Origin of the sequence: Pseudomonas morbosilactucae (genome assembly GCF_023241715.1) — a bacterium.
Lineage (GTDB): Bacteria > Pseudomonadota > Gammaproteobacteria > Pseudomonadales > Pseudomonadaceae > Aquipseudomonas > Aquipseudomonas morbosilactucae.
On record NZ_JALQCW010000025.1, the window covers coordinates 88,685 to 101,088 of the forward strand.

Consider the following 12,404-nt stretch of genomic DNA (forward strand, 5'->3'; position numbering starts at 1 on the left):
GGATTTTCTATGTCCCGCACCGATCAGCCGGCCATGACCGAGAGCACGCCAGAGAGCGACCTCGACAGCCCCCCGATCACTGCCGAGCGTCTGCTGCAACTGATCACCCATGAATATGAAAGCCTGCCCCGCCAGCTCAAGCGCATCGCCAGCTACATGAGCCAGCAGAGCGACCGGATCATGGTTGACCGGATCAGCGACATCGCCCGGGAATGTGAAGTGCACCCCTCGGCCATCGTGCGTTTTTCCCAGCGCTTCGGTTTCAGTGGTTTCAGTGAAATGCAGGCGCTGTTTCGCGAGGCCTACACCCACAAGACCACGCCGGTACAGAACTACCAGCAGCGCATCCGCAGCATGATCGCCAACAAGTCGCAGAAAGCCAGCGGCGGCGACCTGGCCCGCGAGTGCGTGAACGCCACCCTGTCGGGCATCGAGCGCCTGGGCCTGGAACTGGATGACGTGGCCTTCGACAAGGCCGTGGACCTGGTGGTCAATGCCGACAACATCTACGTGGTCGGGGTGCGCCGTTCCTTCGCCGTGGCCGACTACCTGGTGTACAACCTGCAGCACACCAACAAGCGCATCCACCTGGTGTCGGGCCTGGGCGGCAGCTACCGCGAGCAGATGCGCAGCATCCGCCCCAACGACTTGGTGATCGCCATCAGCTTCACGCCCTATGGCAAAGAGACCCAGCACTGCCTGCGCATTGCCCAGCACAACCAGGCCAAGACCCTGATCATCACCGACAGCAACCTGTCGCCCCTGGCCAAGCGCGCCAACAGTGTGCTGCTGGTCAATGAAGGCAGCTCCTTCGCCTTCCGTTCCCTGAGCGCCACCCTGTGCCTGTGCCAAGCGCTGTTTATCGCCGTGGCGTACCGCCTGGAATTGAAGGTGGACGAGATTCACGAACAGGTGGGATTCGACGACTGAGGCGCCTGCTTCAGCGCGCGCTGGCGAACTGCAACGCCCAGTGCCTGTCACTCAGTGCCGCCGCTGGATAAAGACTGCGGGCCCGGGCCAGGGCCTGCTCGAAAAACACCCCGCGAATCGCTCCGTCCGAAGCGATGAACAGGCAGGCCTCTTCCCGGGCCTGGCTCCACTTGAGCATTTTTTCCTCGCTGCTCAAGTCGGTGGTAAAAATCGTGGTGATGCTGGGCGCGACCCCGGTCATGGAAAACGCCTTCTCCAGGCTGTTCGGCGGGTCGTGGGGCACCTCGGCCAGCGCGTTGCCGGCCAGGCCCCCAATGAGGATTACCGCGAGTTTCAGCGCCATGTGGCACCTCTTTGTGCCAAGTGGCGATGCTCAGCAGCATAGCCCGCCCCCACGGCGTGCAAGACGCTGAAACTCGCGGCGCGCAAACGCCGCGACAGGCTTAGGCTGGGACAGCCTCGGGCCGCTCCGGCAGATGAGACACCAGGCCGAAGCGCTCGGCCAGGAACGGCGTGATATCCAGCGGCAGCGGCTCGTCGTTCACCAGTTTGTCCAGCAGCACCCCGGTGATGGCCGACGTCAGGATGCCGGTGCGAAAGTGCCCGCAGGCATTGAGGTAACCCTGGACCCCGGTCATCGGCCCGAGGATCGGCAGCTCATCCGGCGAGCCCGGGCGCAAGCCGGCCCAGCAGCGTTTCAGGTTGACCTGGGCCAACTGCGGAATGCAGCGCACCGCCCCCTGCACCAGGCCGTTGATTTCCGGGTAGGTGGTGCTGACGTCGAAACCTTTGTCTTCGGTGGTGCTGCCGATCAGGATCTCGCCGTTGTCCTTTTGCGCCATGTAGCAATCGCTGGTGGTCAGGCAGCCGTTGAGCAGCTTGGGCATGCGCTCGGTGAGGAGGATCTGGCCCTTGACCGGGTTCACCGGAATGCTCACGCCCGTGGCCATCCGGCTCAGCTCCGCAGCCCAGGCCCCGGTGGCGTTGATCAGGGTGTCGCAACTGAACAGCCCGGCCGCGTCGGTGCGCACGCCCCTGACCCGGGTGCCTTGATGCAGCACCTCGTTGACGTTGGTGTTGAAGTACAGGTCGACACCGTTCTGCCGCGCGCCCTCGGTGTAGGCATCGGCCAGGCGGAACGGGTTGACCTGGTGATCGCAGAGAAACTCCAGGGCGCCCTGGGCCTCCTGGCTGACATTGGGCTCGGCGGCCCGCAGCGCCGCCTGGTCCAGCCAGCGCACCTGGTCAGCCAGGTGCGGGATGCAGCCGACGATGTGCTCGGCATAAAGCCGGTCCTCATCGTCGTAGATCACAAACTTGAGACCGGTTTCCTCGAACTTGAAATCCATCCCGTGCAAGCCCTTGAGCTCGCGGTGCAGCTGCGGGTACAGCGCATTGGATTGCAGGGCGAGGTCGAAGAACGACTGCGGCAGGATATGCGGTGTGGTGGCATCGACCACCACCGCCGAGCCTGCGGCCTCACGCTTACGGTTGGCCGACATCATGCGAAAGAAAATCACCCCGCAGCCCAGGCCCACCGACTCGCCGATGGCCCACAGGCCGCCGGCCGAGGCGCGGGTCGCGTTGCCCGGGCGCTTGGCGTCAATCAGCGCGACCTTGAGGTGTTTGCGCTTGGACAGCTGGTACGCACAAGAGGCGCCGATCACACCGCCGCCAGCAATAATCACGTCGTAGAACTTACTCATGGGTCGAAGCATCCTTGCCAAGTGGGGAAAACGCCGAGAACGGAATCGGGTCCAGGGGGAAGCGCGGCCGCAGCCAGCCGACATCCTGGCGCCCGGTGGCCTGGCGCAGGCGGTCGCTGCAATAGCCGACGCACATGCGCCCCTGGCAATCGCCCATGCTGACCCGGGTGCGCATTTTCAGGCTGGCCATGTCCTGCACGCCCTGGGACAACGCCAGGTCGATATCGCCCCGGGTGGCGTGCTCGCACCGGCAGATCACGGTATCGGCCGCCGGCAGGCTGGTCTGGCCACTGCCCCGCTCGGTGTAGCGGTCCACGGCGGCGCGAAAGCGCACAATCGCTCCCAGCTTGTTGAGCAGCACCTGACGCCGCTGCAAGGCGCTTTCGCTGCTCAGCACATCGCGCTGGACCAGGATCGACAACGCCGCAATCCGCCCGGCGAGCATGGCGGCCTCGCCCCCGCGGATCCCGCCCATGTCACCGGCCAGGTGGATGTGCGACTCGCTGCTCTGCTGCCAGATATCGGCCGTGGCCCGCAGGTAGCCGTCATCGCTGAAGCCGTGTTCCAGGCCCATCTGCTGGCTGAGCTGGGTCCTTGGGATAAAGCCGTAGCCCACCGCCAGGGTCTGGGCGGCCACGTCCTCGGCCCGGGCCAGGTCCGGCTGCCAATCGGCCGAATACGGCGCCACCCGCACACAGGCCACTCCGCCTTCGCCCTGTGCCTCGACCACGCCCCAGCCGTAGCGCAGGCTGATGCGGTGCAGTTTGAGGTAGGCGAGCATGCTCAGGCCGTCGAGGAATAGCTGCGGTTTGTTCAGCAGGGCCAGGCTCTGCTTGGCAATCTTGCCGAAGGCGCTGGCCTCGTAGACCCCCGCCACCGCCACACCGGCGGCGTGCAGTTGGCAAGCCACCAGCGGCAGCAACGGCCCGGTGCCGGCGATCACCACCGGCCCCTGGGGCTTGACCACGCCGCTTTTGATCTGCAACTGCAAACCGCCCAGCAACATCACCCCGGGCAGGGTCCAGCCGGGGAACGGCACGCTGCGCTCATGGCAACCGGCAGCCAGCAACAGTTGCGGATAGGCCACTTCATGCAGTTGTTCGTCGGCGTCGAGCACCATCAACGAATGGGTGGCTTCGGCGCCGATCACCCGACTGTTGAGGCGGACTTCGATCATCGATGCGTGCCGGGCAAAATCGCCGTGCAGCCGGGCCAGTACTTCGCAGTAACGCGGGCCCAGGTAGTCCAGTTGCACCCCATCCCGCAGCGGGCCGCGATAGACCACCCCGCCCAGGCGCGAGGCCTCGTCGATAAGCAGGCTGCGCACGCCATGCTCCGCCAACTCGATGGCGGCGGCCATCCCCGCCGGGCCACCGCCGACAATCACCGGGTAGAGGTTCATAGGGCGTGCTCCGGCTGGTCGATGCGGTTGACGGCGGTCTGCACCTGCATCCCCGGCCTGACCAGGGTCTGGCAGGCGCGGCGCTTGTGCCGGCCATCGATCTGCACCAGGCAGCAATGGCACACGCCCATGCCGCAATAGGCACCGGCCAGTTGCCCGTGGTCATTGCGCGCCACCTGGCGCAAGCCCAGCGACTGGATCACGCTGAGTACGGTTTCGCCAATGGCCGCGCTGACCGGCTGGCCATTGAGGCTGATGGTCATGTCTGCCTGGGGCAGCGGCTGAATGTCGAAGGTGCGGTCTGTTGGACCCATGAGTGTGTTCATCCGTGAAAATTAAAGGGGGGTTTGCCAGCTTCATGCCGTGCCATGTCTTGCCGATGCTCGTCCCAGGCCGGCTTACGGCCAGGACGACAACGCGTCGCCGCTGAACAGTCAGGGCTGAAGCGTGGCCAATCTAGAAGGTTTCACGGGCAAAAGTATTGATCTGCGCCACGGCGCGGTGTTGCGAATCTGATGCATCACCATGCTCGGAAACGCCAAGGCCGCGACTACTTGCGTAGCCGCGGCCTTGGCGTCAGGTGGGTCAGTGCATCAGTTCATCGGTACATCAGTGCATGAAGATGGCGATCAGGATAATCACCGGGATCGGCACACCGAGGAACCACAAGAGTAGTGAGCGCATGGCAGTTCTCCTTTCTAATCAACGAATGGGGGTGGTCACGTAGGCGTCGGTTTCGAGATACACCACGGCATCCCGGCGGCGGCCGCCAAAGGTGGCTGCCAGGCTGGCGAAGAACGCGCCGCACAGCAGAGAGATAAAGGTCCACAGCGAGGTCCAGGCGGCGACTTTAGTAGCCGTGTCAGCCGCTTGCTTGGCGGCCAGTTTGGCTTCCTCGACGGCGGCGCGGGTCTTGGCAAACACCTCGTCGACCCGGCGTTCGGCATCGGCCTGGGTCAGGTTGGTACGTTGTGCTACCAGTTGCGCCAGGTAGCTGCGGTCTTCAGGCGCCAGTTGCCCGTCGTTGCCCAGGGTGCGGACGAAAATCCGCGTCACGGTGCCGCGGGCGGCGTCATCACTGACGGCCACTGGGCGGTCATCGCGAAACAGGCTGTCGACGAAGTAGCCGTACTGATCGCCATTGGTGTTGGCAGCCGCGCTGCCAGCCACTTGGGTCACAGCACTGGCGGCACCGGACGCCACGCTGGCACCGGCCTGCACACCGCCACTGATCAGGCTGCCAACCGAGCCGACCACCAGGGTAGCGGTGACCAGGGTCGCGACGGCCCAGGCCAGGAAGCCGTGGGCGGTGTCGCGGAAATAGACCTCGTCACCGTGCATGTTGGCCCACTTCACCCGCAGCCGACCGGCGATGTAGCCGCCCAGGCCCGACGCCAGAATCTGCGTCAACGCTAGCCAGACGATCGTCGAGATTCCCAGGCCCTTGGCACTGATGCCCTCGTTGGCCCAGGGCGACACGGCCGAAAAGCCCAGGCCGAAGCCCAGCAGGATCAAAATCAGCGACACGGCCGCAGCGGCCGCCGCACCGGCGAATATCGCGCCCCAGGACACGCCCGAGCGGCTGCTCGACTCATCCACGGCAGGCAGATAGGTATCAGAGGATCTATTCATTGTTGTTCGGCTCCAGGCAGAAAAATGGTGTTACAAGTCTCGAAGGTAGATTTGCAGCCACCGTGCCAGCCGAGCCAATAAAACAACTCTTTTAAATTCAACATGTTACAAAAACAAACCGATCGATCACCGTGCATTTTGCCGTCCATCGCCCGCAACGGCGGGCGTTCTGCACGGTGACGCTGGTTGTTTCAATCGGTGGTTCAGAGACAGCTCATGCCGCTTGCTAACGCCCGCTCAGCCTGCGGCGCTGGCAACCGGCTGCCCCCTCTTCGGCAACATGAAAGTTTTTTTAGGAACCGCCACAGCGTTTCTTGGCAAAATGCCCGCCTGAGTCATGAATTCCCAACCAGGTACATCCTATGACCCGCATTCTGACCATCGAAGACGACGCCGTGACCGCCCGGGAAATAGTCGCCGAACTGAGCAGCCACGGCCTCGACGTGGACTGGGTGGACAACGGTCGCGAAGGCCTGGTGCGCGCCGTCAGCGGCGACTACGACCTGATCACCCTGGACCGCATGCTCCCCGAGCTGGACGGCCTGGCCATCGTCACCACCCTGCGCACCATTGGGGTGGCCACGCCGATCCTGATGATCAGCGCCCTCTCCGATGTCGATGAGCGGGTGCGCGGCCTGCGCGCCGGCGGTGACGACTACCTGACCAAGCCCTTTGCGTCCGACGAGATGGCGGCCCGGGTCGAGGTGCTGCTGCGGCGCAAGAGCACGGTCAAGGAATTTGAAACCTGCCTGCGGGTGGCCGACCTGGAACTGAACCTCATCAGCCGCGAAGCGACCCGTGCCGAACAACTGCTGAGCCTGTTGCCCACCGAGTACAAGCTGCTGGAATTCCTGATGCGCAACACTGGGCAGATCCTCTCGCGGATGATGATTTTCGAGGAAGTCTGGGGCTACCACTTCGACCCCGGCACCAACCTGATCGACGTGCACATCGGCCGCTTGCGCAAGAAGATCGACCCGCCCGGCATGACCCCGCTGATCCGTACCGTGCGAGGCTCGGGCTATGTCATTGCTGAACCCCTCTAAGGGCTGGCGCTCTTCCAGCAGCCGCCTGCTGGCGCTCTACAGTTCGCTGTTCGTGGCCTGGAGCGGCCTGCTCATGGGGGTCATGTATTACGAAGTTTCCGGCTACCTGGACACCCTGGCCAAGCACTCGCTGATGCAACGCCAGCACCTGTTCTCACGCTTCCAGGGCGAACAACTGGTGGAGGCCCTGGCCACCAGCATGACCTTCGACATGCGCGGCATCGACGCCTACGGGCTGTTCGACGAACAACGCCGGCACCTCAGCGGGCCGATCCGCGAAATCCCCGAGGGCCTGATCCTCGATGGGCAAATCCATGAGCTGAAGAACTGCATCGACTCCGACGACCCGGACCTGCCCCAAGACAGTTGCGACGCCATCGCCACCCACACCCAGGACGGTCGCTGGCTGTTGCTGGTGCGCGACAACGGCTCGTTGTTCGCCGTGACCCGGATCATTCTGCATGCGCTGCTGTGGGGCGTGTCCCTGACCATCATTCCCGGGATCGCCGGCTGGCACCTGCTCCGGCGCCGGCCGTTGCGGCGGATTCGCCAGTTGCAGGCCAGCGCCGAGGCCATCGTCACTGGCGACCTGACCCACCGCCTGCCGCTGTCCAACCGCCGTGATGAGCTGGACATGCTGGCGGCCATCGTCAACGCCATGCTCGAACGCATCGAGCGCCTGATGCATGAAGTCAAAGGCGTGTGCGACAACATTGCCCACGACCTGCGCACCCCGCTGACCCGCCTGCGGGCGCAGTTGTACCGGATCCAGCAACAGGCCGCCGAGGGTTCCCCGGAGGCGCTGCAGATGGACCAGGTGCTGGCCGAGGCGGACATGTTGATGGCGCGTTTTCGCGGGTTGTTGCGGATTTCCGAACTGGAGGACCAACAGCGGCGCTCGGGCTTTGTGCTGCTCGACCCGGTGCCCTTGCTGCATGAACTGCACGACTTCTACCTGCCCCTGGCCGAAGAGGGACAATTGACCCTGCGCCTCGACGTGCCCGAGCACTTGCCACGCCTCACCGGCGACCGCGCCTTGCTGTTCGAGGCCCTGGCCAATCTGTTGAGCAACTCGATCAAGTTCACCCCGCCGGGCGGCGAAGTGATTGTGCGCGGCACCGACGATGGCGGCAGCACACGCCTGGAGGTGCTGGACAACGGCCCGGGGATTCCCGCGTCAGAGCGCGTGGCGGTGTTCCAGCGGTTCTATCGGGTGGATGACAGCAATGCCCACAGCGGCTTTGGCCTGGGCCTGTCGATCGTCGCGGCGATCGTCAACCTGCACGGCTTCAAACTCGACGTGGGCAGCAGCGAATCGGGCGGCGCACGTCTGTCCCTGGATTGCCGCCCCAACTTGATGACCGAGCACTGACAGCCGGGCACTGCAGCCGAGCATCGCGCCGCAGCCCGGCTCAGGAGTTCGCCCTATCGTCTTGAGTGGCCTTGTGGGTGCTGCGCCCCAGGGTGTTGCTTTGCAGCTCGTAGCGCAGCTCCTCGATCAGCGCGGCCCACTGGTCCTCGCTGCGCAGTTTCTGCGGGTTGAGGCCGCTGACCACCAGGTCCACCCGGCCGCTTTCCCGGTCGTACAACCGCACCGTCAGGGAGCCGTCGCCCACCAGGCTGCAATCACAGGCCAGCGGCGCGAAGCTCTGCTCCAGGCGGGTGCGCAACGGCGCAAGAATGCCCATGGCGCCCCCCATCAGCGACGACGCAACAGCAGGCCGAGCAACAGCCCTGCCCCGGCCAGTACGGCCACCGTGGTCAGCGGCTGGCGGCGGACGCTGGCCGCCGCGTTATCCAGCAGTTGCCCGTAACGTTGCTGCAACTGGCCGGCGGCTTGGCGTGCGGCTCCCTGCAGGCGCAGTTGCTCGTCATCCAGCCACTCACCGGCAGCGCCTTGCGCCTGGCCGGCCAGTTTATCCAGCGTGCCTTTGATCTGTTCGCGACCCATCGTGGCGTTCCTTTGGCTATTGAAGGGTGGAAGCGTCCGGGGACGCCGATCCAGAGTCACAGCCTAAGAAAAGCCCGGGGCACGCAGAAGCCCCATTTGCACTGTCAGGACCAGTGCATTTGCACGGGATTAAAGTTCCCTGGCGCGTCGCTCCCCGGCGAACAAGCCGCGCTCACGGGCCCAGACAATGGCGGCGCTGCGGCTGTGCACATTGAGCTTGGAATACACCGTGGCCACGTAGTTGCGCACGGTGTTGGGCGCCAGTTGCAGGCGGGCGGCGATTTCCTTGTCGGCCAGGCCTTCGCAGATCAGCCCCAGCACGTCGCGCTCCCGGGCCGTCAGGTCGGTAAAGGAGGCGCTGGGGCCTTCCTGGGCTTTCACGCTTTTCACGTTGGCGAGCTTTTCGATCAGGGTCTGGCTGAACCAGGACGCATCCTTCATCACCTCTTCGATGGCCGCCACCAGCTCCAGCTCGGTGCGCTTGCGCTCGCTGATGTCCATCAGCACCAGCAAGTAGCTGGGGCTGTCCTGAATGCTCACGGTGTCGGCCGAAGCCACACAATCGAGCACCTGGGTGTCTTTCTTGCGCACCTTGAGGTCCACACCTTGAATCGTGCCGGCCCGTTCCAGCGTGCCGAACAGGCGCGCCGCCTGGGCACGGTCGGCGATAAAGCCGATGTCATCCACCGGTTTGCCCAACAACTCTTCGGTGGTGTAGCCGGTGGTGTTGAGGAAGGCTTCGTTGACGTCGACGATCTGCTGGCTGTCGGCACTGCACACCAGGGTCGGCACCGGGCTCAGGCGAAACGATTTGGCGAAACGCTCCTCGCTTTGCCGCAGCGCGATCTCGGCTTTGCGCCGGGGCTCCAGGTCCATGAACGAGAACAACATGCAGTCCTCCTCGTTGATGTCCAGGGGCTGGCCGGCGACGATCACCAGCTTGCTGCCGCCCTCGGGCAGGCGCAGTTCGGCCTGCATCTGCGGAATGGTCGAGCCTTGATTCAGGCGCTCGATGGCCAGGTCCTTGCGCTCGGCCTGCTCCAGCACGTCCAGTTCATACACGGAGCGGCCGATGACTTGATCGCGGGTGTAGCCGGTCATCTCCAGAAAGCCCTGGTTGACCTTGATGTAGCGCAGGTCGCTGAGGCGGCAGATCACCGCCGGCGCTGGGTTGGCATTGAAGGTTTTCTCGAAGCGCTGCTCGGCGCTGGCCCAGTCGGTGGCGTCGCTGAGGATCAGCACCAGGGACTCCGGCTCGCCACTGCGGTCGGTGAGGATCATGCTGCGCACCCGGTGCACCCACAGCCGCTCCTCACCCTCGATCTCGGCCTGCACCTCCACCACCACATCGCTGAACGTCTCCCCCGCTGCCACCCGGCTGATGGGGTAATTCTGCTCGGGCAGGGAGTGGTTATTGCGATAACGCAGCGCATAGCGCTGGGCGTACTCGTGGGCGTTGGCCCCCAGTTCGCCGACCGTCTTCACCCCATGCATGGCCAGGGCCGCGTCGTTGGCCCAGAGGATGGTCTGGTCGACCTCGATCAGCATCACCCCATCGGACAGGCCGCTGATGATCTGCTGCAATTGGCGACGGTTGGTTTCTTTGGCGAGTACGGCCTGGCTCATAGGCTCTCCTGCTGCAGGCGGATGGGCACCTCGGCGCGGGGCGCTGAGGACGGGCGATGCAGGTACGACCGCAACGCAACGCCAGAGTGCAACCGGTTGACGGCCAGAGGCACCCACAGCCCCAGGCCAGGACCGCGCGTGGAGGCGGTCGCGCCCTGTTGGCGAATCGGGTAGCCTGCGAGCCTGGCGCGGTGAGTGACACGTCAATCCCCGATCGCCGCCTCAGGCCGGCACCCCGCAATGCCTGGAGAAGCCCATGATCGTCAGCGACACCTTGCGTGTAGAAGCCTTTTTCGACCCCCACACCTGGACCATCAGTTACCTGGTCATGGACCCGGTGACGTGCCACTGCGCCTTGATCGACAGCGTGCTGGACTACGACCCGAAATCCGGGCGTACGCGCACCGAGTCCGCCGACCGCCTGCTGGCCAGGGTGCGTGAGCTGGGTGCCGAGGTGGAATGGATTCTCGAGACCCACGTGCACGCCGATCACCTGTCAGCCGCCGCGTACCTCAAGCAGCAACTGGGTGCCCGGGTGGCCATCGGCAAGCACATCACCCGGGTGCAGCAGGTGTTTGGCGAGCTGTTCAACGAAGGCCAGGACTTTGCCCGGGACGGCAGCCAGTTCGACGTGCTGCTGGAGGACGGTGCGAGCTTCACCATCGGCCAGCTCCAGGCCCGTGCCCTGCACACCCCGGGCCACACCCCGGCGTGCATGACTTACCTGGTGCAAACAGGCGAAGAACAGGTGGCCTTTGTCGGCGATACCCTGTTCATGCCGGACTATGGCACCGCCCGCTGCGACTTCCCCGGCGCCGACGCCCGGACCCTGTACCGCTCCATCGGCAAGATCCTCGCCCTGCCCGCCCAGACCCGGCTGTTCATGTGCCACGACTACCTGCCCAATGGCCGCGAATTACAGTACATGAGCACCGTGGCCGAGCAGCGCGCCCACAACATCCACCTCCAGGACGGCATCGACGAAAACGCGTTCGTCGCCATGCGCGAAGCCCGCGACGCGACCCTGGAGATGCCAGTGCTGATCCTGCCGTCGGTGCAGGTCAATATGCGCAGCGGCCAGTTCCCCGAGCCGGAAGACAACGGCGTGCGCTACTTGAAGATCCCCCTGAATGCCCTTTGACCCCGCCACGCTGCCCCGGGCTGACGCTGCACACTCACCCATCGCCCGACCGCCGGCTGGCAACGGCCAACGGCTGGGCAACCTGTTGATCAAGGACTCTCCCCCGGCATGAACGAACACACCCTCATTGGCGGCGGCCTGGGCCTGCTGGTTGGCGCCATCCTGGCCCTGACCGGAGCCGGCGGCGGCATCCTTGCGGTGCCGCTGCTGGTCTTCGGCCTCGGCCTGAGCATGGTCGAGGCGGCGCCCGTCGGCCTGTTGGCCGTGGGCCTGGCTGCCGGCCTTGGCGCCGTGCTGGGCCTGCGCCAGGGCATCGTGCGTTATCGGGCGGCAGGCTTTGTCGCCGGAATCGGCATGCTCATGACCCCGGTCGGCCTGTGGCTGGCCCACCGCCTGCCCAACCCGCCCCTGGCGCTGCTGTTCGCCGTGGTGCTGCTGTATGCCTGCGGGCGGATCTTCCTCAAGCGCGCCATGAACTGAAACACGGCCGGCCCGCGCCACGCCCGGCGTTCCTGCCCTGTGTGCTCAACCCGAGCCAGGGCCGCCTGCGCTGGACCCTGCCCTGCGCCCGTGCGCTGACCTTCACCGGCATGCTCTCGGGGCTGCTCTCCGGGCTGCTGGGGGTGGGCGGCGGCTTCGTGATCATTCCGGCGCTGGGCCGCTACACCAACCTGGACAGCCGCAGCATCGTCGCCACCTCCCTGGCGGTCATCGCCCTGGTGTCCCTGGGCAGCGTGGTTACGGCCAGCATCAGCGGCGTGATGCATTGGGCCGTGGGCGCGCCCTTTGCCCTGGGCGCTGTGCTAGGGCTGTTGCTAGGCCGGCAAGTCGCCAGCCACCTCGCCGGCCCACGCCTGCAACAACTGTTCGCCATCACCGGCCTCCTCGCCGCCGTGCTCCTGGCCTGCAAGGCCCTGGGCCTGTAGGCGCTGGCTTGCCAGCGATTCTGCCGACGCTATCGCCGGCAAGC

Annotated in this window: 12 protein-coding genes and 1 pseudogene; 5 read left to right on the top strand and 8 right to left on the bottom strand. The window is 65.2% G+C overall.

From position 1 onward, the window contains the following. Positions 1–9: 9 nt before the first annotated feature. Complete coding sequence (locus M1B34_RS12100) at positions 10–930, top strand: MurR/RpiR family transcriptional regulator (RefSeq protein WP_123332064.1); 921 nt, start codon at positions 10–12, stop codon at positions 928–930. A gap of 10 nt (positions 931–940) precedes the next feature. On the opposite strand, the gene M1B34_RS12105 is transcribed toward M1B34_RS12100, so the two are convergent. The 5 genes from M1B34_RS12105 to M1B34_RS12125 form a co-directional block, all read right to left on the bottom strand. Then, positions 941–1,273 (bottom strand): DUF2388 domain-containing protein, encoded by a 333-nt coding sequence (locus M1B34_RS12105; protein ID WP_268261078.1) that lies wholly within the window; start codon positions 1,271–1,273, stop codon positions 941–943. Between the two features lie 100 nt (positions 1,274–1,373). Then, the gene (gene hcnC, locus M1B34_RS12110; RefSeq protein ID WP_268265260.1) at positions 1,374–2,636 is read right to left on the bottom strand and encodes a cyanide-forming glycine dehydrogenase subunit HcnC; all 1,263 of its coding nucleotides are present in this window, start codon (positions 2,634–2,636) and stop codon (positions 1,374–1,376) included. Then, complete coding sequence (hcnB, locus tag M1B34_RS12115) at positions 2,629–4,038, bottom strand: cyanide-forming glycine dehydrogenase subunit HcnB (protein ID WP_268265261.1); 1,410 nt, start codon at positions 4,036–4,038, stop codon at positions 2,629–2,631. The genes hcnC and hcnB overlap by 8 nt, the downstream gene beginning before the upstream one ends. After that, complete coding sequence (gene hcnA, locus M1B34_RS12120) at positions 4,035–4,352, bottom strand: cyanide-forming glycine dehydrogenase subunit HcnA (RefSeq protein ID WP_078471483.1); 318 nt, start codon at positions 4,350–4,352, stop codon at positions 4,035–4,037. The genes hcnB and hcnA overlap by 4 nt, the downstream gene beginning before the upstream one ends. Before the next feature lie 388 nt (positions 4,353–4,740). Next, positions 4,741–5,670: a hypothetical protein gene (locus tag M1B34_RS12125; RefSeq protein ID WP_268265262.1), complete on the bottom strand. Its 930-nt coding sequence runs from the start codon at positions 5,668–5,670 to the stop codon at positions 4,741–4,743. Between the two features lie 362 nt (positions 5,671–6,032). Between M1B34_RS12125 and M1B34_RS12130 the strand changes: the two genes are divergently transcribed. Together M1B34_RS12130 and M1B34_RS12135 are read left to right on the top strand one after the other, a co-directional pair. Continuing rightward, positions 6,033–6,716, top strand: coding sequence for a response regulator transcription factor (locus M1B34_RS12130; protein WP_123332054.1), 684 nt, complete (start codon positions 6,033–6,035; stop codon positions 6,714–6,716). Further along, positions 6,694–8,088, top strand: a complete 1,395-nt coding sequence (locus M1B34_RS12135; RefSeq protein WP_123332052.1) for a sensor histidine kinase — start codon at positions 6,694–6,696, stop codon at positions 8,086–8,088. The genes M1B34_RS12130 and M1B34_RS12135 overlap by 23 nt, the downstream gene beginning before the upstream one ends. Positions 8,089–8,128: 40 nt before the next feature. On the opposite strand, the gene M1B34_RS12140 is transcribed toward M1B34_RS12135, so the two are convergent. The 3 genes from M1B34_RS12140 to M1B34_RS12150 all read right to left on the bottom strand — a co-directional run bounded on the left by M1B34_RS12140 (position 8,129) and on the right by M1B34_RS12150 (position 10,293). Then, entirely contained in the window at positions 8,129–8,404 is a 276-nt protein-coding gene (locus M1B34_RS12140) for a DUF1652 domain-containing protein (protein ID WP_123332050.1), read from the bottom strand. Between the two features lie 11 nt (positions 8,405–8,415). Continuing rightward, positions 8,416–8,667, bottom strand: coding sequence for a CsbD family protein (locus tag M1B34_RS12145; RefSeq protein WP_123332048.1), 252 nt, complete (start codon positions 8,665–8,667; stop codon positions 8,416–8,418). Positions 8,668–8,796: 129 nt separating this feature from the next. After that, positions 8,797–10,293 (bottom strand): helix-turn-helix transcriptional regulator, encoded by a 1,497-nt coding sequence (locus M1B34_RS12150; RefSeq protein WP_268265263.1) that lies wholly within the window; start codon positions 10,291–10,293, stop codon positions 8,797–8,799. 256 nt (positions 10,294–10,549) lie between these two features. Here M1B34_RS12150 and M1B34_RS12155 point away from each other — a divergent pair, with 256 nt between their 5' ends. Beyond that, positions 10,550–11,434 (top strand): MBL fold metallo-hydrolase, encoded by an 885-nt coding sequence (locus M1B34_RS12155; protein ID WP_123332044.1) that lies wholly within the window; start codon positions 10,550–10,552, stop codon positions 11,432–11,434. A 108-nt stretch (positions 11,435–11,542) separates the two neighbouring features. Beyond that, a pseudogene (locus M1B34_RS12160) lies at positions 11,543–12,360 on the top strand (sulfite exporter TauE/SafE family protein). The last annotated feature ends 44 nt before the right edge of the window (positions 12,361–12,404 follow it).